17 protein-coding genes and 1 pseudogene are annotated in these 20,032 nt (G+C 60.5%); 15 read left to right on the top strand and 3 right to left on the bottom strand.

What is annotated here, in order from left to right; translation table 11 throughout:
* Positions 1-162: 162 nt before the first annotated feature.
* Complete coding sequence (gene gap / locus DSM100238_RS00700; RefSeq protein ID WP_015450196.1) at positions 163-1,218, bottom strand: type I glyceraldehyde-3-phosphate dehydrogenase; 1,056 nt, start codon at positions 1,216-1,218, stop codon at positions 163-165.
* 305 nt (positions 1,219-1,523) lie between these two features.
* Positions 1,524-2,303, bottom strand: coding sequence for a thiamine diphosphokinase (locus tag DSM100238_RS00695; RefSeq protein ID WP_152354826.1), 780 nt, complete (start codon positions 2,301-2,303; stop codon positions 1,524-1,526).
* A 419-nt stretch (positions 2,304-2,722) separates the two neighbouring features.
* Here DSM100238_RS00695 and infC point away from each other — a divergent pair, with 419 nt between their 5' ends.
* The 11 genes and pseudogenes from infC to DSM100238_RS00640 all read left to right on the top strand — a co-directional run bounded on the left by infC (position 2,723) and on the right by DSM100238_RS00640 (position 13,684).
* The gene (gene infC / locus DSM100238_RS00690; RefSeq protein ID WP_033492305.1) at positions 2,723-3,424 is read left to right on the top strand and encodes a translation initiation factor IF-3; all 702 of its coding nucleotides are present in this window, start codon (positions 2,723-2,725) and stop codon (positions 3,422-3,424) included.
* Between the two features lie 84 nt (positions 3,425-3,508).
* A complete protein-coding gene (gene rpmI, locus DSM100238_RS00685) occupies positions 3,509-3,703 on the top strand; it encodes a 50S ribosomal protein L35 (protein WP_015450200.1) in 195 nt (64 codons plus the stop codon).
* 49 nt (positions 3,704-3,752) lie between these two features.
* The gene (gene rplT, locus DSM100238_RS00680; protein WP_152354825.1) at positions 3,753-4,136 is read left to right on the top strand and encodes a 50S ribosomal protein L20; all 384 of its coding nucleotides are present in this window, start codon (positions 3,753-3,755) and stop codon (positions 4,134-4,136) included.
* A 544-nt stretch (positions 4,137-4,680) separates the two neighbouring features.
* The gene (gene xerD, locus DSM100238_RS00675; RefSeq protein WP_167510973.1) at positions 4,681-5,595 is read left to right on the top strand and encodes a site-specific tyrosine recombinase XerD; all 915 of its coding nucleotides are present in this window, start codon (positions 4,681-4,683) and stop codon (positions 5,593-5,595) included.
* A gap of 343 nt (positions 5,596-5,938) precedes the next feature.
* On the top strand, positions 5,939-6,778 hold the full coding sequence (locus DSM100238_RS00670) for a ParA family protein (RefSeq protein WP_152354960.1): 840 nt from the start codon (positions 5,939-5,941) through the stop codon (positions 6,776-6,778).
* A gap of 17 nt (positions 6,779-6,795) precedes the next feature.
* A complete protein-coding gene (locus tag DSM100238_RS00665) occupies positions 6,796-7,677 on the top strand; it encodes a segregation and condensation protein A (RefSeq protein WP_376831187.1) in 882 nt (293 codons plus the stop codon).
* Positions 7,678-7,706: 29 nt separating this feature from the next.
* Positions 7,707-8,429 (top strand): SMC-Scp complex subunit ScpB, encoded by a 723-nt coding sequence (gene scpB, locus DSM100238_RS00660; protein WP_152354958.1) that lies wholly within the window; start codon positions 7,707-7,709, stop codon positions 8,427-8,429.
* 149 nt (positions 8,430-8,578) lie between these two features.
* Positions 8,579-10,507, top strand: coding sequence for a translational GTPase TypA (typA, locus tag DSM100238_RS00655; protein ID WP_015450206.1), 1,929 nt, complete (start codon positions 8,579-8,581; stop codon positions 10,505-10,507).
* Positions 10,508-10,881: 374 nt separating this feature from the next.
* A pseudogene (locus DSM100238_RS00650) lies at positions 10,882-11,310 on the top strand (alcohol dehydrogenase); the annotation flags it as partial.
* A 149-nt stretch (positions 11,311-11,459) separates the two neighbouring features.
* Entirely contained in the window at positions 11,460-12,485 is a 1,026-nt protein-coding gene (locus DSM100238_RS00645) for a prephenate dehydratase (protein WP_167510972.1), read from the top strand.
* Positions 12,486-12,652: 167 nt separating this feature from the next.
* Entirely contained in the window at positions 12,653-13,684 is a 1,032-nt protein-coding gene (locus DSM100238_RS00640) for a prephenate dehydrogenase (protein ID WP_152354822.1), read from the top strand.
* Positions 13,685-14,005: 321 nt separating this feature from the next.
* On the opposite strand, the gene DSM100238_RS00635 is transcribed toward DSM100238_RS00640, so the two are convergent.
* Positions 14,006-14,290, bottom strand: coding sequence for a DUF6725 family protein (locus tag DSM100238_RS00635; RefSeq protein ID WP_152354957.1), 285 nt, complete (start codon positions 14,288-14,290; stop codon positions 14,006-14,008).
* 327 nt (positions 14,291-14,617) lie between these two features.
* Here DSM100238_RS00635 and DSM100238_RS00630 point away from each other — a divergent pair, with 327 nt between their 5' ends.
* The 4 genes from DSM100238_RS00630 (at position 14,618) to DSM100238_RS00615 (ending at position 20,025) form a co-directional block, all read left to right on the top strand.
* Entirely contained in the window at positions 14,618-15,616 is a 999-nt protein-coding gene (locus tag DSM100238_RS00630) for a tyrosine recombinase XerC (protein WP_152354956.1), read from the top strand.
* 528 nt (positions 15,617-16,144) lie between these two features.
* Positions 16,145-17,782: a peptide ABC transporter substrate-binding protein gene (locus DSM100238_RS00625; RefSeq protein ID WP_152354821.1), complete on the top strand. Its 1,638-nt coding sequence runs from the start codon at positions 16,145-16,147 to the stop codon at positions 17,780-17,782.
* A gap of 319 nt (positions 17,783-18,101) precedes the next feature.
* A complete protein-coding gene (locus DSM100238_RS00620; RefSeq protein ID WP_015450213.1) occupies positions 18,102-19,028 on the top strand; it encodes an ABC transporter permease in 927 nt (308 codons plus the stop codon).
* A 19-nt stretch (positions 19,029-19,047) separates the two neighbouring features.
* Entirely contained in the window at positions 19,048-20,025 is a 978-nt protein-coding gene (locus tag DSM100238_RS00615) for an ABC transporter permease (RefSeq protein WP_152354820.1), read from the top strand.
* Positions 20,026-20,032: the final 7 nt, after the last annotated feature.

Here is a 20,032-nt window from a genome sequence, read left to right as displayed (position 1 = left end):
GGGAGGCCTTTTCGGATTTCGCACGGAAACCCGAAGGCGTCTCAGCGATATCCGTTTTCCTGGCGTGTTCCGGATTACGTGGTCGAATCCGAAGTCCCCGCAGAATAACGAAAACCCCTCGGAATCGCTTCCGAGGGGTTGTTCAGCGCTGGAACGCTATGCTCACTTGTTGAGCTCAGCGAAGTACAGCAGGGTACGGATCATGTTGGAGGTGAAGCCGTACTCGTTGTCGTACCAGGAGACGGTACGAGCCAGCGTCAGACCGTCAACGGTGTTGACGTCGGTCTGCGTCGGATCGAACACGCCACCGTGGGTGTCGCCGATGATGTCGGAGGACACGATGCCATCAGCGTTGTAGCCGTAGTAATCGGTGTTGGAGAAGGCTTCCTTGAAGGCTTCGTTGATCTCGTCAACGGTGGCGGCCTTCTCGAGAACGGTGGTCAGCTCGGTGACGGAGCCATCTGGGACCTGGATGCGCTGGGCATGGCCCTGCAGCTTGCCGTTGACCTCCGGGACGACCTTGCCGATGGCCTTTGCGGCGCCGGTGGAATGCGGAATCGTGTTGATCGCAGCGGCGCGGTTGTTGCGGGCCTTCGGGAAGCGCGGGCCGTCAAGCAGCATCTGGGTGCCGGTGTACGCGTGGATGGTGGTCATGAAGCCAGCCTTGATGCCGAACTTGTCGTTCAGCAGCTTGACCATGGCGGCCATGGAGTTGGTGGTGCAGGAGCCGGCGGACACGATGGTGTCGGTCGGCTTCAGGATCTCGTGGTTCACGCCGAACACGACGGTCGGGGTGGTCTCGTCCTTGGCCGGAGCGGAGATCAGGACCTTCTTGGCGCCTGCGTTGATGTGTGCCTGGGACTTCTCAGCGGAGGTGTAGAAGCCGGTGCACTCGAGCACGTACTCGACACCGTCGTTCTTGACCCACGGGATGTTGTTGGCGTCCTTCTCGGCGTACACGGTGTATTCCTTGCCGTCCACGATGATGGAGTGATCGGTGGAGGTGACCTCAACCGGGGTGCCATCGTCATGACGGAAGGTGCCGTGGGTGCTGTCGTACTTCAGCAGGTAAGCCAGCATGGACGGGGTCGTCAGATCGTTGATGGCTGCGACCTCGATGTCACCGGCCTGACCACCACGAGCCTGCAGCTCGAAGATGCGGCGGAACGCAAGACGACCGATACGGCCGAAGCCGTTGATACCAATCTTTACTGTCATGTATATCTCCCTTAGGGATCAGGCTTCAGCGTGTGCGAGCACATGCCTCTGCCATTGTTTACCAACGCTCTCCACTGTAATGCTCACGGTGTACGAATGCCGGGAAAACGGTCATGCCGAAGGCGCAATTCCTATGCGATTGCGATGGGTGTCATCTGTGATGTTGCTGAACGCTGACATCTTTTGCAAACGTTTTCTTGCATGGATTGCTTGCGCATCGTGACCGGTATGCCGATTGGGCCATACCAGCTCCCGGTTCCTTGCAATCGTGCTCATCCATCATGCCGATGGGTCGCGCTGGTAGGTCACGCCGAACGTCGCGGTGCTGCGAGTGCCGCCGACACGGCGGTGCTCAATGCGCCCAAGTCGCCGCTGAACGCGTGCAGACGCTCGACATTCGGCAATCCCGCTTCTGCGGGGAATGTGACGACAAGCGTGCCTTTGCCGACGCTGACCAGAGCAGGCGTGGCCGTGAGGAACTCATTGCTGACCCCTTGGACCGTGTCGTTGAGCATGGTCGCGTGCTCGAGCTGATACTTGAGCCCGCGCTCTGTGACGTCGGTCGATTGGTCGCTGTGCGAAAACACTGATACCATGCGCCCGGCGCCGCGTGTCGCAGCGTCGGCGGTGAATGCGAGCGATCCGTCGCAGATCGCGGTGACGACGGTGCCGTCGCCGAACAGGTAGCCGATGCCCCCGTGCGCGGCCAGGCGTGCGAGTATCTGGATATTGGCGATGGAATGGTCGACGCGTCCGCCGAGAGCCCCATAGATATGGAAGGTCCGCGCGCCTTTGGCCCAACCGACTTTCAGAGCGGACAGCAAATCGGGGTCGTCTTTCTCCTCGGGCAGCCGAATGGTGCCGGATTGTTCGGGCACCGGCCCGCTGATCGAATCGAAATCACCGATGACCGCATCGGCGCGGATGCCGAGTGCGCGCGCGTGATCAAGCCCGCCGTCGGCGGCGACGACGAACGCGTCGTGCGGGATTGAGGGGCGATCGTCGAAATACGTGCCCGCCGCGAATACGACGCATGTCGTGTCTACCTTGCCGGTGTCATGCAATTGCTGGCGCTCTCGTCCCATGGGACTCCCTTCCTGATATGCGTCCAGTATAGTGGGGTAGCGGTGCGGTGTAGGCGAGAACGCGATGGTGGCGGGCGAGAACGCTTCGTGGTGCGGACGTGGGGTGTGTGGGCGTGGGGGTGTCTTCGGCCTCTATATCGGCGATGTATGGTGCGGTGAAGAATGATTGGGTTCGGGCGCGACACGCTGGCGTGTTTTGTCCGCTTATGTGCTAAGCTATTGCACCGGCTTGAGAAATCAAGAAAGCGGGTGTCAGCCCCACCTGGAAGCCTGTCGTGGTTTCGGGTTCAAGGTTAGACCTTGATGCGTGCAAACGCATATGAATGACGGTTGAGTCGTGCAAATTCGTATGGCGAAATCGCATGATGTCTTCCATGAACTCACCGCGAACGGTTTCGGGGAAATCCGCTTAAGGAAATATGAGGATTGGAGTCATCATTAGCGACGAACCACGCATTAACGACGAGATTCGCGTCTCCCAAGTGCGCTTGATCGGCCCGAACGGCGAGCAGGTTGGCGTCATCGCGACTACGGTCGCGTTGAACTTGGCGAAGGAAGCGAACCTCGATCTCGTCGAGGTGGCACCGAACGCGAAGCCTCCGGTGGCCAAGCTCATTGATTACGGCAAGTACAAGTACAACGAGAAGATCAAGGCCCGCGAGGCGCGCCGCAATCAGAGTACCGCCGAAATCAAGGAGATCCGTTTCCGTCTCAAGATCGACGCCCACGACTTCGAGGTGAAGAAGGGCCATGTCATCCGCTTCCTTGAAGGCGGAGACAAGGTCAAGGTCACCATCATGCTGCGTGGCCGTGAACAGTCCCGTCCGATCGGCGGCGTGGAGCTTCTCGAGAAGCTTGCCGACGAAGTGCAGGACTACGGTACGGTGGAATCCGCGCCGAAGCAGGAGGGTCGCAACATCATCATGACGCTTGCGCCCAAGGGCAAGAAGGTGCACACCCAGTCCGAGCAGCGTCGTCGCGGCGCCGAGTCGCGCGCGGAGCGCCAGGCGCGCCAAGCGGCACGTCTCGCAGCCAAGCAGGAGTCGAAGGCCAAAGCGGCACAAGCCGCCAAAGAGGCTGTCGCCTCCGTCGAACAGAAGGAAGACAAGCCTTCCAAGTAGGCCAAATGAATGTGTCGGATGGGCCGAGCCCATTCGCCCACGCTATCCAACACGATGTGATAGATGATCACAAGGAGGGCAGCAATGCCGAAGATGAAAACCAATTCCGCCGCTTCCAAGCGCGTCCGCGTCACTGGCTCGGGCAAGCTCATGCACGCCGGCACCGGTATGCGCCACAACCTCGAGCACAAGTCGGCCAAGAAGCGCCGTCACCTGTCCGCCGACGAGGTGCTGGCCACGTCGCAGGCGAAGAAGATGCGCGGTCTGCTCGGTCGCTGAACCGAAGCCCGTTGAGTTATTAGACGAATAGAAAGCTGAGGAAATAACTATGGCACGTGTCAAGCGCGCAGTCAACGCCCACAAGAAGCGTCGCGTCGTTCTCGAGAGGGCTTCTGGCTATCGTGGCCAGCGTTCCCGCCTGTACCGCAAGGCCAAGGAGCAGCTGCTGCACTCCTTCACCTACAACTATCGTGACCGCAAGGCACGCAAGGGTGACTTCCGCAAGCTGTGGATCCAGCGCATCAACGCCGCTGTCCGCGCTGAGGGCATCACGTACAACCGCTTCATGCAGGGTCTGCGTCTCGCCGGTATCGAACTTGACCGTCGTGCCCTCGCTGAGCTCGCCGTCTCCGATCCGGAAACCTTCAAGAGCATCGTCGAGGCTGCCAAGGCTGCGCTGCCTGCCGATGTGAACGCTCCGGTCGCTGCCTGAGCCTATCAGGAGCATCTCGGTCATGCGGCGTGAACACCGCTGGCCGTACTGGATGTTTTGCAATGCCCCGACTTCGTTGAGGAGTCGGGGCATTGCCGTATGTTCTGCCCGTTGGTCGGTACGCGTGTCCTACGGAGCCGGATACGACGGTGACATGCGGTGACACGTGGTGACACGTTATGGATCGGGTGCCGACGCCACCTTCACAAACTGTCTACGCCAAGAACGGTCTTGGCGTAGACAGTTTGTAGAAGTAGCATGTTGTTATGAGCAACCCGTAGTGTCAGCCGTCCGTTGTATTGGCAGCACGTTGTATCCGACACCCGTCCGGAACCGAGGCATGGTGCGTGGCTCCGGGAAACCTGCGTCATGAAGACGGAAACGAACGGTCGCACTCATGTCGTCGCACCTGTAGGATTGCAACAGCAGTACAGTCGCAAACGCCTACGCGCACACGCAACGTGCGAACGTTATCTACACCGGCACAGGAGGTGATGGAACCATGACCGAGCGATGGAACCGGTCGACGACGCCGTCTTCCTCAATGCGCAATCAGTTGTCTGCCTTCATCGGGCATATCGCCGTGGAACGCGGGCTCGCCCACGCGACTGTCGAGGCTTACCGGTCCGATCTTGACCGCTATCTCACTTGGATGGAGGATCACGGCATCCATTCGCTTGATCAGATCCGGCCGCAGGACGTGCAGTCGTACGCCGAATCGCTTGCCGGCGATGGCCAGAGCGTGGCGAGCCGGCGGCGGCATTTGGCAAGTATCCACGAGTTTCATCGTTTCGCTCTGTCGCGTGGCGCGGTCAGTGATGATGCCTCAGCGAAAGTACGGGCGCCGAAAAGCGCATCCCACCTGCCGGACGTATTGACGATCGACGAGGTATCAGCCTTGTTGGATGCCGCGTCGTTGAACGGAAGCGATGACCCAGTGGTTCTGCGGGACAAGGCGCTGCTCGAATTCCTCTACGCCACTGGCGCTCGCATTTCGGAAGCCGTAGGCGTGGATTTTGCAGACATCGATATGAATGACCGGCTGGTCAGGCTCACCGGCAAAGGCTCCAAACAGCGTCTGGTCCCAATCGGCAGCTATGCATGCGAGGCGCTGAAACGGTATTGTGAATCAGGCAGACCCGCGCTTCTAGAAAAATCAACGGCCAGACAGCCTGAAGATCGTGCGGTGTTCCTGAACAAACGCGGCAGACGGTTATCTAGGCAGAGCGCTTGGGATGTGGTGCGCATCGCGGGGGAGCGGGCGCATCTGACTCGACCGTTGCATCCGCACACGCTGCGTCATTCGTTCGCGACGCATCTGATTCAGGGCGGTGCGGATGTGCGTACCGTGCAGGAGTTGCTGGGGCACGCCTCGGTTACGACGACGCAGATTTACACGCATATCGCTCCGGAAACCCTGATTGAAACCTATATGACCGCCCATCCGCGGGCGAGGTAAGCATGCTTCCGCGCTCAGCCCGGCGTGTGTTTCAGCGTGTGCTTCAGCGTACACTTCGGTGTGCGCTTCGGCAGGAATGACGCTGGGGCGTGCGGGCGATACGATAATGTGTGGTGTGCGGCGGCGTGGTCGCACCACAGGCGTATCCGCGGCGGATACGCGGGAAGGAGTAGGCGTGGATGACACAATGATCCCGATGCGCGACACCCGTCAGGGATTGTTGCCGATTACGGGCACGAATACCGGTGCGACCCGATTCATCCATGACACGAATGATGACGAGCTCGAACCTGAAGACGGAATCCAGCCGGGCGTGGACACGCCGCTTGCTACAGTGAACGGTATGCCAACGGATTTACTGGGACGAGAATATGAGACGTTTCCTGCGCCGCAGCCGCGCCACGAGCACGGGCCAGCGCGTGTCATCGCGATGTGCAACCAAAAAGGCGGTGTCGGCAAGACCACCAGCTCCATCAATATCGCAGGAGCGCTCAGCCAGTACGGTCGTCGTGTGCTGATTGTCGATTTCGACCCGCAAGGCGCGGCGACGGTCGGACTTGGTATCAACGCGAACACCGTGGAAAACACCGTGTATACGGCTCTGTTCGACCCGTCTGTCGATCCGCACGACATCATTCAGCATACGGATTTCAAGGATCTCGACGTCATGCCTGCGAATATCGACTTGTCTGCCGCCGAAGTCCAACTGGTCACCGAGGTCGGGCGCGAACAGATTCTCGCCAGCGTCCTGCGTAAGATACGCGATGAATACGATCTCATCATCATCGACTGCCAGCCGTCCCTTGGGCTGCTCACCGTCAATGCGCTGACCGCGGCGGACGGCGTCATGATTCCCGTCGCCGCCGAATTCTTCGCATTGCGTGGCGTTGCACTGCTCATGCAATCCATTGAGAAAGTGCAGTCGCGCATCAATCCGTCCCTCGAGATTGACGGCGTGTTGGTCACCATGTACACGCGCACCCTGCACTCCGAGGAAGTGCTGCAACGTATTTACGAGGCGTTCGGCGACAAGGTGTTCCATACGGTGATCTCCCGGTCCATCAAACTGCCTGATGCGACAGTTGCCGCGGCGCCGATCACCATCTACGCGCCGAATCACAAGACCGCGCAGGAATACCGTGAAGTGGCTCGTGAGATGGTCGCACGCGGGGTCATCGACTGAACACCGGCAGACACGCTGTGAACGAGCATTCGCCGTCCAGGCAGGAATCGCCGTCGGCTCCGCATGGCACGCAGGGCGTTGAAACCGGCGTGACAAACATGGCGGACGGTGTCTCGGACGGCTTCTCGGTCAATCTGGACAATTACGCCGGGCCGTTTGACGTGCTGCTCGGCATGATCGCCAACAGGCGTCTCGAATTGACCGAAGTGTCCCTGTCCGCGATCACCGAAGAATTCCTCGCATATGTACGCACGCTCGATACCGAACGCAATATGGACGAGGCGAGCGCGTTCCTTGACGTGGCGTCCGTCCTGATTGAAGCGAAAAGCGCCGCTTTGCTGCCGCATGACGACGACGGCACCCGGGATGAGCGCAGCATGGAGGCGTTGCGGGAGCGCGATCTCTTGTTCGCCAGACTCCTGCAATACCATGCATTCAAGCAGGCGGCATCCGATTTCCGGGCGCGTATGGAGGACAATGCGCGGCACGCGCATCCCGGCAACGCAGACCCTGCCTTCGCTGCGATGCTGCCGCAACTGGTGTGGACGCTCACGCCGCAGGAACTTGCGGGCATCGCCGCGGCCGCTCTGACGAATGCACCGTTGGAACATGTCGCAACTCATCAACTGCACGTGCCGCTGGTGGATTTGCGCGAACAATCCGCACTGGTCCGCGATCGGTTGCGCGCATTGCCCGCCGGCGAAGGCATGGCGTTCTCCAAACTGTGCGAAGACGCGCACGGCACGCTTGAAGTCGTCGTACGGTTCTTCGCGGTTCTGGTGTTTTTCAAGCAAGGCGCGTTGCAATACCGCCAGTCCGGTCCATTCGAACCGTTGTTCGTCAGATGGGTGCCCGGGCGGGAGACTGCCGAACTGGTGGGTGAGAAGGATATGTCATGATCGAACATGATACGAATGGACAGAACCCCATGCCGCAGGGCACGGATGTTCGGCAAGGCGCCGACGCTTCGGACAGTCCCGCGGCCGCCCGCAATGAAAATGAATCGGCCGGCACCCACGTGCGATCCGACGTATCGGCACAGCAACAGGCCTGGCAGGCGGAAGACTTCCCGGGCGGCTTGCCGGCATGTCTGGAGGCGGTGCTCATGGTCGCGGACGGGCCACAGCAAGAGCGGGATCTGGCACACGCATTGCATTGCGATTCGGCGGATATACGCGAGGCGCTTGACACGCTGCAACATGCATATGATGGGGACCCTGACCGCGGAATCGCCCCGAGAGGGTTCACCCTGCGCAACAGCGCCCGAGGATGGCAGTATGTGAGCCGTAGCGAATTTGAGCCGGTCGTCAGCGAGTTCGTCACTGACGGGCAGACGTCACGACTGTCGCAGGCGGCGCTCGAAGCACTTGCCATCATCGCGTACAAGCAGCCGATGACGCGCGCGCAGGTCGCTTCAATCAGAGGTGTCAATTCCGACGGTGTCATCCGTTCGCTCACCGTGCGGGGACTCGTGCAAGAGCACGGCGCCGACCCCCAGACGCATGCCGCGCTGCTGGAAACGACCGGGCTGTTCCTCGAATATTTGGGACTCAACTCGTTGGATGATCTGCCTTCGCTGGCGCCTTTCCTGCCGGCCGACGCGGGGCAGGTGGTCCGTGAGGCGGCGCAGGAGCAGCTTGGCTCGTTGTAACAGCCGGTTCCTGTGCTTTGCGGACTGCTGATTCGTACTGTCGTGGTCCGCCGGTAATCTTGTGACGGTTTATGTGTAAGCGGTAGGTGGGTGATTCCCGCATCCGAGAGTGATACGTAGACAAATCATGCAATTAAGAGAGGTAATTGATGGCAGTTCGCGGTGATATCCGTAATGTGGCAATCGTAGCGCACGTCGATCACGGCAAGACCACCTTGGTCAACGCCATGCTCCAGCAGTCCCACGTCTTCAACGAACGTGAGGAAGTCCCGGACCGCGTCATGGATTCCAACGATCTGGAACGCGAGAAGGGCATCACCATCCTCGCCAAGAACACGGCGGTCAAGTACACCGGCCCGCTTGCCGCGAAGTACGGTGAGCCCGACGGCATCACCATCAACGTGATCGATACCCCCGGCCACGCCGATTTCGGCGGCGAGGTCGAGCGCGGCATCTCCATGGTCGACGGCGTGGTGCTGCTCGTCGACGCGTCCGAAGGCCCGCTGCCGCAGACCCGTTTCGTGCTGCGCAAGGCGCTCGAGGCGAAGCTGCCGGTCATCCTGTGCATTAACAAGACCGACCGCCCGGACGCCCGCATCTCCGAAGTCGTCAGCGAATCCACTGATCTGCTGCTCGGCTTGGCTCAGGACGTCATGGAGGAAGGCGTTGACCTTGATCTCGACTCCCTGCTCGACCTGCCGGTGATTTACTGCGCCGCGAAGGTCGGCTACGCTTCCGCTGACCAGCCGGCTGACGGCGCTCTGCCGGACAACGACAACCTCGAACCGCTGTTTGAGTCGATCATCGCCAATATCCCCGCCCCGCAGTATGAGGAGGGCGCGCCGCTTCAGGCCCATGTCGCGAATATCGATTCTTCCGACTTCCTTGGGCGTCTCGGCTTGGTGCGTGTGTACAACGGCCTGCTCGAGAAGGGCAAGACCTACGGCTTGTCCCGTGTGGACGGTTCGATTGAGAATTTCCGCGTGTCCGAACTCCTGCGTACGCAGGGCCTGGACCGCATCCCGGTGGAATCCGCAGGCCCTGGTGACATCGTCGCCGTCGCCGGCGTGAGCGACATCATGATCGGCGAAACCATCGTCGATCCGAACGACCCGCGTCCGCTTCCGCTGATCCATGTGGACGATCCTGCGATCTCCATGACCTTCGGCGTCAACGATTCCCCGCTGGCCGGCCGCGAAGGCAAGGATCACAAGCTCACCGCCCGCATGATCAAGGATCGTCTCGACCGTGAGCTCATCGGCAACGTGTCCATCAAGGTGCTGCCGACGGACCGCCCGGACGCGTGGGAGGTTCAGGGTCGTGGCGAACTCGCGCTCGCCGTCCTCGCCGAGGAGATGCGCCGCGAAGGCTATGAGCTGACTGTCGGCCGCCCGCAGGTGGTCACCAAGATGATCGACGGCAAGATCAACGAGCCGATGGAGAACACCACCATCGACGTGCCCGAGGAGTACATGGGTACGGTCACGCAGCTGCTGGCCGACCGCAAGGGCCGTATGGATTCGATGACCAACCACGGTTCCGGCTGGGTGCGCCTGGAATTCACCGTGCCGTCCCGTGGTCTGATCGGTTTCCGCACCGCACTGCTGTCCGCCACTCGCGGTACAGGCATCGCGAGCTCCATCTCCGCTGGCTACGCCCCGTGGGCTGGTGAGATTGTGACCCGCCAGAACGGCTCCATGGTCTCCGATCGCGCCGGTGTCGCCACCCCGTATGCCATGCAGCGTCTGCAGGCCCGCGGCCAGTTCTTCGTCGAGCCGCAGTCCCCGGTCTACGAAGGCCAGGTCGTCGGCATCAACAACAAGCCTGACGAGCTCGATGTCAACATCACGCTGGCCAAGCATATGACCAATATGCGTTCCTCCACCGCCGACGTGCTTGAAACGCTCACCCCGCCAATCAAGATGAGCCTCGAGGAATCGCTTGATTTCGCGAACGAGGACGAATGCGTCGAGGTGACGCCGGAAGCCATCCGTGTGCGCAAGATCATCCTCAGCCGTGACGAATGGTACAAGTGGCGCGCCAAGCAGCGTCGCCAGAACAATGCGGCAGCCAAGTGAGGCATGATGCCGTCGCTGCGCCGATGATTTGCACAGGCGTGTGACGGTTCAACGCCGTCTGTACCCAGCTGGTGTGGGTGCAGGCGGCGTTGTCATATGTGGCGAGGAGCCGAATCCCCACCCTTCTGCCGACGTTGAGTTTCCCGTGAGTGTCGGTGGAAGTTGGTGCCGACGCTGAGTGGCTGGTGAGTGTCGGTAGAAGCAGGTTCGTAGCCTTCTGTCGACACTGAGCGGCTGGTGAGTGTCGGTAGAAGCAGGGACGCACCCTTCTGTCGACGCTGGGAGTCCCGTAAGTGTCGGTAGAAGCAGGGGCAGAGGGGAATGAACGTGGACGATGTGAAGCGTTTTTCTCGATGGGAAGGCATACTGGAAGCATGACTTCTTCACCAGCTTCAGGACGTGACCTGCCGTGGTCGCATCGCCAGTCGTATCCGACGCGCATGACCATTTCGTTGCTCGCCGGTGCGGCGGTCGGCATGGTCGGTACGCTTGCGCATCGTCTCGGGGCATCGTCGAATATTCCGTATGGACTGGTTCTTGCCTTGCTCATCATCATGCTGTCGGCATGGTGTGCGCGCTCCCGGGCGGGCGCGTTGGGCATGGGGGTCCATGTGGCGGCGTCCTCGATTGTCGCGTGGGGTCTCGCGGTGGCTCCCCGCGGTTCAGGGGCCTTGGCGCCGGTAGGGTTCGGGGATCCTTCTGCAGTGCCGTTCTGGAGTGAGCATGTCGGCATGATTTGGTTGTACGGCATGATTGCGGTACAGGTCATCCTGCTGGTCATGCCCAGACGTTGGTTCCAAATCACCGTGGATGATGACGTTCAGCCGGCGGTGCATCGGGCGGCTGATTATCCTGAAACCGCTGATCATGCTGATGCCGGCAATCATCCTGAAACCGCCGATATCGTGCAAAACGAGGATGCCGCATGAATCACAACATCACTGCCGGGAATATGCCGAACGGCAATCCTGCGTCGTCTCAGGCGGCGCCCAAGTCTGGCTCGCTGCCGTTGTACTATCTTGGCCCGCAAGGCTCATTCACCCATCAGGCGGCGGTGTCCGCAAGCCGTGCGCTCGCGCCGTTGTCGGATCGTATCATTCCGATGCCGGAGGACACCATCCCGAAGGTCATGGCGCATGTGCGCGACGGCGAGGGATGGGGCGTCATCGCGTGGGAAAACAATGTCGAAGGCTATGTTGTGCCGAATCTCGACATGATGATTGATGCGGATGACGTTGTCGGTTTCGCCCATGTCGGCGTCGATGTCGCCTTCGATGCGTTCGTACCTCATGCCAGCCGGGAACGCGGCGCGGCGCTCCGTGAAGCGACCGCGCACCCGCACGGACTGGCGCAATGCCAACGGTTCATCGCCCGGCATCATCTCACGCTTAGGCCTGCCACATCGAATGCGGCGGCATGCCGTGACGTGCGTGACGGACAGGTGGCGCTCGGCCCATCGATATGCGGCGAACTGTACCATTTGGACACGCTGGAACGCAATGTGCAGGATTATCATGGCGCGCGCACCGAGTTTCTGGTTCTTGCGCGCCGGGATGACGCGCCTGAGCTGATGGCACATGCGAAGTCAGACGGAAACACTGAGTTTGAGACGATTATCGCGTTCATTCCGTTGAGTACGGGACCTGGGGTACTTGCCGATCTGTTGGATGTCTTGCGTGACGCTGGACTGAATATGACGAGCTTTATTTCGCGGCCGATCAAGGGCCATGCGGGAACCTACAGTTTCGTCGCCACAGTGGACGCGGCGCCCTGGCAGCCGCATTTCCGCAGCGTGTTGTCTGAAGTCGTGGAACATGGCGATTGGGTGAAAACCTTGGCGGTCTACCCCCGTCGGGAACGTCCGAACCCACCGGTCAACGAGTGGATGCTGCCCCAGGGCGGTGTGTGCTTCGACCCGCATGCCATTCCTGAGGCGTGGGATCGTGGAGCCGCTGCGGCAAGGGAGTTGCTGTGGTAGGGGATAGAGATTCCGTGCGGTGCATCATCGCCGATTTTCCGCAGTCTGCAAGCCGCGCAGATACAGCGGTGGGGGCGAGGAGTGCTACGGGCATCACGGGTGCGACGGACATAGCAGACGAAACAGACGAAATAGACACGACAGGACAAGGGCGGGGAACAGATACGATGACGGGCATGACGGTCGGTATTGTCGGATTGGGGCTGATCGGCGGCTCCCTGGCACGGCATCTGGTGGCTAACGGATACCGAGTGATGGCGTGGAACCATCGTCCACACCCGTATGAGCAAGCCCGGCGGGATGGCATCGTGTGCGTGGATACGCTTGAGGATCTTGCGGGGCATCCCGGCGCGCGCCCGGATCTCATTGTGCTGTGCAACCCGCTCAAAGCCATGCCGGACATGCTCTCCCGGCTCGCCCCGGTGATCGACCGCACGGCGACCACGTTGACGGATGTCGGCAGTGTGAAGGCTCTAGTGCGGCAGCAGGTTGTCGCCGCAGGTCTCGGCGAATGCTATGTGGGCGCCCATCCGATGACCGGCACCGAACGCTCCGGCTTCGAGGCTTCTGATCCCAGCTTGTTCGACTATGCCTTGTGGGCGATTACCGTGGATGAGTCAACGGATTACCGGCGTTTTCTCGTGGTTGCGCGCATGATCGCCGAGGGGTGTGCGAACCGGTGTATTGTCATTGACGATGGGACGCATGATCGTGCGGCGGCGCTCATTTCCCACATGCCGCATGTGGTGGCCACGGCGTTGATCAATGAGCTGACTGACAATCCCGACCGCAATATCGCCGCCGCCCTTGCCGCAGGGTCGTGGCGTGATATGACGCGTGTGGCGTTGACTGACCCCCAGCGCACGCGGGCGATGGTTGATGAGGATGCTCAGAATGTGGAGGCGTTGTTGCGCCATATGGCAGGTCGTCTGGTTGCGGTCGCTGATGCGTTGCATGACGGTGATGACCGAATCATCGGCGAGTTTTTTGCGCACGGCAACCCGTTCCGCGACTACAAGGCGGCATGCGCACATAATCAGGGGGAAACACCCTCGACTGCGCAGATACCGCTGGATATTGCGCACTGGCGAGAGCAGCTGCTTGAATCCGCACGCCGCGGTGAACAGGTGGTGGCGTGGCCCTCAGACCTTGTGGCGGTCGTGGAGCGCCGTCCCGCGGTCGCTTCCGCTGCCCGGTAGCGTGGGGTATACGAATCGGCGGCGGTGTGCCTGAATATCGGTGTGTCTGGATTGTGGGTGATTGGGCATCAGGAACCGGGATTCGCAACGGGACATGGGCGCCCGGGGCATCCGGCAGCGTTCCGGTCGCCCATCATCGGGCGAAGTGCCGCCGAGTGCCGGTGATCATCGGCGGCACGCAAGAATCGTCGCTAGTAGACCATCGGATGTGCCGTAAGGCGTGTCGTCAAGGGTATCATCAAGCGAACCGATCCATTCTCGGCACGGCGATAGGCATACCGTCAGGCATGCAGGCGAGAATTTCAGTGTGCAGGCATCCTTTCATGCATGATGCGCGTCGGATTCCCCATGGCGAGCAGCCGCGCGGGGACGCTCAGGAACGGGCTTGAGCCTCACGATGCTCTCAGCCTCGATGCTGACCTGTTCCTGCGGACGGGACCCGTTGGCTGCTGCATCGCGGATCATGGTGAGGGTGGATCCGTCCCAATGTTCGACATGCCCGACATAATCCCGATATGTCATTCTTCCGGTGCGCGAGTCTGTGCCCGCTGTTGTGCGGACGACGATACGGGCGCCGCGCGGTATTACGCGTGGAAGCGCCGGTATTCCGGCAACCGCCCCTGATGCATCCTGCGGCGTTGGCGCTGTCGGGGAACCGTTGATGTGCCGTGTGTCTTTCTGGGGTTCGGGTTGCGGAACGATGAACATGATCTCCTCGCTTGCTGTATGCCTGCGTGTTCCATGTCGATGGCGTGCCGCCGCAGACATGGCGTCATCCCAATCTTATGGCTGATGATGCGGCTGTGCTTGGAGCATTGCCGCGTACCATGACAGTTACCATGGATTTCAGGAGGTGGGCGGATGGAACGGCGTGACCACGGAGCCCGTCGAGCCGACAGCGGGCCGGACGGTGTGAAGGAATCCTCATCGCAGATGGAGCATCTTGTGGGCGGCCAGATCACTGCGATTATCGACGAGTTCCTTCACGACCTGCGCGTCAACCGCGCCGCCAGCGACAATACGCTCAAAGCGTATCGCATCGATGTACTCGACTGCCTCGCCACCATGCATATCGACAGCATCGAAGCGTTCGATATGGTCAGCGTCGATGATCTACGGGCATGGATGTCCATCGACAACACCCGCGGATATGCACGCTCCAGCATGGCACGCAGAACCGTTGCCGTTCGGGGATTCTTCCGGTGGGCGCAGGATAAGGGGCTGATCGACACTGATCCCGCCGGGATGCTTATGACACCGAAGATTCCCTCGGTGCTTCCTGCGGTGTTGACCGAAACCCAAGCGAAAGCGCTGATGGATGACGCCGATGCGCACGCCGAGCAGGGGAGTGCGGCCGCGACAGAGCAGGGGCACCCGGGACAGGGGCGACCGCAAGGGCAGACGGCTGTGTCGTCATCTGCTGATCGGGCGCTCGCCATACGCGATGCTGCGATGATGGAGCTGCTGTATGCCACGGGCATCCGCGTCGGGGAACTTGTCGGCATCAATATCGTCGATATCGATTTCGCTCAGCGGACCGTCCGGGTCACCGGTAAAGGGGATAAGCAGCGGGTTGTTCCGTTCGGTGCTCCGGCAGCGCGTGCTGTGGACCAGTGGCTGCGTGTCGGCCGTCCTGTGTTGGTGACGGAACAATCCGGTGAAGCGTTGTTCTTGGGACGCCGTGGCGGACGAATCGATCAACGGATCGTCCGGCGGGTTGTGCATGGGCAGGCTCGGGATGCGGGGGTGCCGGATATCAGCCCGCATGCCTTGCGGCACAGCGCCGCGACCCATATGCTCGACGGCGGCGCCGATCTGCGAGAAGTGCAGGAGATGCTTGGCCACGCTTCGTTGCGTACCACTCAGCGCTACACCCATGTTTCGATGGAGCAGCTTAAACAACGGTATCGGCAGGCGTTTCCGCGCGCTTGACGCGTTACTCGGAGAGGCTCGTCCGCCCGTTGGCAACCGCTGGCGTGCTCACCGGGACAGTCCGCCCATGGTGGGTGCCATCAGCACGCACCACGTCCCGCGCACGCGTTCATCCAAACTTCTCCGTCGTGGCCACCCCGGGAACCCATACGTGCTCCCAAATCCGGTCACACCGCGATTCCGTCAGTTCCCGGCTGTGTATGCTCGTGCCAAACAATGTGCTGAGCGAGAAGAAAATTAACCATCTCGTAACAATGGTTGCGAAAACATCGGCGGTTCATGTCCAGCAAGAAATGTCCAGCATATGTTGGCCGCCCGGGGAATTCTTGTCCTGCAAGGGATTCAAGCGAATCCGGACTCGGCACTCCATCAGCGTGGCGTCGCGCATGGTTGCGAAAACATGGATGTTGCACGTTGTCCCACAGAGGGGTAAGAATTGACGGTGTTCAGCAACGAGGTTGGGGCGAAGCCCAGCCTCGTTGTTTTTGGGGATTAGTCCCAAATCAAACACACACAGGAGAAAAACATATGAAGAAGAAAGCAATTGCGCTGATCGCGGCGGCGTGCTCGCTCGCGATGGCGCTCGGCGGCTGCGGCTCGTCGTCATCCTCGACGTCCGGCTCTTCGAACGGCGGCAAGGTCATCATCACCGCGTTCGGTTCCGAACCTGAAAACCCGCTTGTCCCGGGCAACACCAACGAAACCGGTGGCGGCCGTCCGGTCGAACTGCTGTTCGCCCGCCTGGTGAGCTTCGACAACAAGGGCAACGCGAAGAATGAAGTCGCTCAGTCCATCAAGCCGAATTCGGACGCCACCCAGTACACCATCACCTTGAAGAAGGGGTGGAAGTTCACCGATGGCACTCCGGTGACCGCAGAATCCTTCACCAAGGCTTGGAGCTACACCGCCAATGCGAAGAACGCCCAGAAGTGCGCGTCCTTCTTCTCGACCATCAAGGGCTACGACGATTTGCAGAAGGACGGCCTGAAGGGCGACGAACAGCTCTCCGGCCTCAAGGTCGAGGACGATTACACCTTCACCGTCACGATGAACCAGCCTGACGCCACCTTCCCGATCAAGGTCGGCTATGAAGGATTCTCCCCGCTGCCTGAGTCCTTCTACAAGGATCCGAAGGCCTTCGGCGAAAAGCCGGTCGGCAACGGTCCGTACAAGTTCTCCAGCTGGGACCACAACAAGCAGATCGTGCTTGTGAAGAACCCTGATTACAAGGGCAACGTCAAGGTCAACAACGACGGCGTGACCTTCAAGATCTACACCTCCACCGACTCCGCCTATGCCGACGTGCAGTCCGGCAACCTCGACGTGATGGATTCCGTCCCGGCGACCGCGACCAAGACCTTCCAGTCCGACCCCAACGTCGTGGCATACAACAAGGCCGGTTCTGTGAGCCAGACCTTCACCATCCCGTCCAACCTCGAGCACTTCCAGACCAATACTGAGGAAGGCGTCCTGCGTCGCCAGGCCATCTCCATGGCCATCAACCGCAAGACCATCGTCGACAAGGTGCTCGGCGGCGTCGGCACCCCGGCCAAGGAATTCACCTCCCCGATGACCCCGGGCTATTCTGACTCCCTCAAGGGCGAAAGCAACCTGGAGTACAACCCGAAGAAGGCCAAGGAACTGTGGGCCAAGGCCGATGCCATCTCCAAGTATGACGGCACCTTCACTTTCTCCTACAACGCCGATGGCGGCGCCAAGCCGATCTACGACGCTATAGTCAACCAGCTGAAGAACAACTTGGGCATCAAGGCCGCCACCAACCCGGTCCCGACCTTCCAGGAGTTCCGCACCGACGTGTCCAACCGCTCGATCAAGGGCGCGTTCCGCACCGGTTGGCAGCCTGACTACCCGTCCCCGGAGAACTACCTGTACCAGCTGTATGATTCGGCTGCCGCCGACAACCAGGGCTCCAACGACGGTGACTACAAGAACGCCGCCTTCGACAAGCTCATGGATCAGGCATACGCTGCGACCAGCACGGCTGCGGCGAACAAGATCTACCAGCAGGCTCAGGAAATCCTGCTCAACGATCTGCCGGCCATCCCGCTGTACTACGGCAACGCGTACGGCGTGGCTGCGAAGGGCGTGAAGAACTTCACGATGAACTGGCAGAACCAGCCGGTCTATTCGGAGCTGTCCAAGTGACGGCACGCCGATAGACGCTGATCCGTCTGAACGAGGGCGCATGGCATGGATTCATGTCATGCGCCCTTTCATATGTGACGATGAAACCTTCTATTATCCGGGAAATCAATGTTTCCTTGCGGTTAACGTCCGACATGCGGAAGTCATCGGCATATGCCCGCAAACCCTTGATGCCAGAGGGATTGCACGTCTCTTGCCCCCTTGCAGATGACGCTGGGGCAGACGTGGGGTAGACTAACGTAAGTATTTTATGGCCGCAGTGCCGCCGTACCTGACAGGTTCCGGCGCGAACGGCCGAAGAGCAATAAGGAGCAACCCAATGGGCAAATATCTTCTGCGACGCATTCTGCAGATGATTCCCGTGGTTCTTGGCACGACCCTCCTGGTTTATGCTCTTGTCTTCGCGCTGCCGGGCGACCCGGTCAAAGCCATGTTCGGGGACAAGCCGGTCAACCAGGCGGTCGCGGCCCAGATCCGCGCCGAATACAACCTCGACAAGCCGTTCATCATCCAGTACCTGCTGTTCCTCAAGAACGCGCTGACCCTTGACTTCGGCAACACCTTCTCCGGGCAACCGGTCATCGATGAAATCGGTCGCGCATTCCCCGTGACCATTCGCCTGGCGCTTATGGCATTCGTGTTCGAAGCCGTGTTCGGCGTCCTTTTCGGTATCATCTCGGGAATCAACAAGGGACGTTGGGGTGACACCGTCATCCTGGTCATCTCCCTGCTGCTGATCTCCGTACCGACCTTCGTCACCGGTTTCATCATGCAGTATCTCATCGGCGTCAAATGGAGACTGCTACCCGTTACCGCCGGCAACGATCCCGGCTTCCTTGATTTGCTCATGCCGGCCATCGTGCTCGGCTCAGTATCCATGGCCTACATCATCAGACTCACCCGCGGTGAAATCTCCTCGAATATGAACGAGGACTACGTGCGCACCGCCCGCGCCAAGGGCATGGGCCGCCGTCAGGTCTTCGTCCGCCACGTTCTGCGCAATTCGTTGATCCCCGTGGTCACCTATCTCGGTCAGGATCTCGGTGCGCTCATGGGCGGCGCGATGATCTCCGAAACCATCTTCAACGTGCACGGCATCGGATATCTCACCTACCAAAGCATCCTCAAAGGCGAAAGCAACATGGTGGTTTCCATCGTCACCCTGCTGACCCTGATCTTCGTCGTGACCAACCTGATCGTCGATCTGCTCTATGCGGCGCTCGATCCGCGCATCCGGTACGCGTGAGAGGAAGGAAGGGATAATCATGGCAGAACCAACACGAAACGAATCCACCGCCGCCACCGCCACTTTGCCCGGACAGGAACGCTATGTGGCACCGATCGACGAAACCCCGCTGCAAGCTGTCGACTCCATCGACGAATCCGCTCCTGCGGCCAGCATGTGGGCAGACGCGTGGCGCACGTTGCGGCGCAACCCGATGTTCATCATCTCCGCGATCCTCATTGTGCTCGTCGTATTCGTCGCCCTGTTCCCAGGCGTGTTCACCAAGCAGAACCCGAACTACTGCAACCTGGACAATTCGCTGGAGCCGGCGAAGGCAGGGCACCCCTTCGGCTTTGATCTGCAAGGCTGCGACGTGTACACCCGTACCATCTATGGAACCCGCACCTCCCTGAGCGTCGGTCTGCTGTCCACGATTCTTGTCGTGGTCATCGGCGCGTTCATCGGTGCGCTCGCCGGCTTCTTCGGCGGATGGGTCGATGCGGTGCTCAGCCGTCTGACCGATATCTTCCTTGCGTTGCCGATTCTGCTTGGCGCCATCGTCGTCCTGCAGATGTTCAAGACCAGCACCTCCATTTGGAAGCTGGTGCTCGTCATCACGCTCTTCGGCTGGGTATCGACCGCACGAATCGCCCGTGGCGCGGTCATGGAAGCGAAAAACCTGGAGTTCAACACCGCGTCCACGGCTTTGGGTTCAACGCCGTGGCGCAATCTCATCAGGCATATCATCCCCAACTCGTTGGCTCCGATCATCGTTATCGGCACCACGTCCCTCGGCTCGTACATCGTGCTTGAGGCGACGCTGAGCTTCCTTGGTGTCGGTCTGCCGACCACCACGGTCAGCTGGGGCGGGGATATTTCGAGCGCGCAATCCGTGCTGCGAACCAACCCCTCCGTCCTGTTCTATCCGTCGGCCGCGCTGGCGATCACCGTGCTGGCCTTCATCATGATGGGCGACGCCGTCAAGGACGCGCTCGATCCGAAGAGCCGTACGGCCTGACAAGGAG

Source organism: Bifidobacterium apri, assembly GCF_009299485.1.
Taxonomy (GTDB): Bacteria; Actinomycetota; Actinomycetes; order Actinomycetales; family Bifidobacteriaceae; genus Bifidobacterium; species Bifidobacterium apri.
Note: the sequence above shows the minus strand (reverse complement) of the source record. Positions and strands in the feature narration are given on the sequence as shown.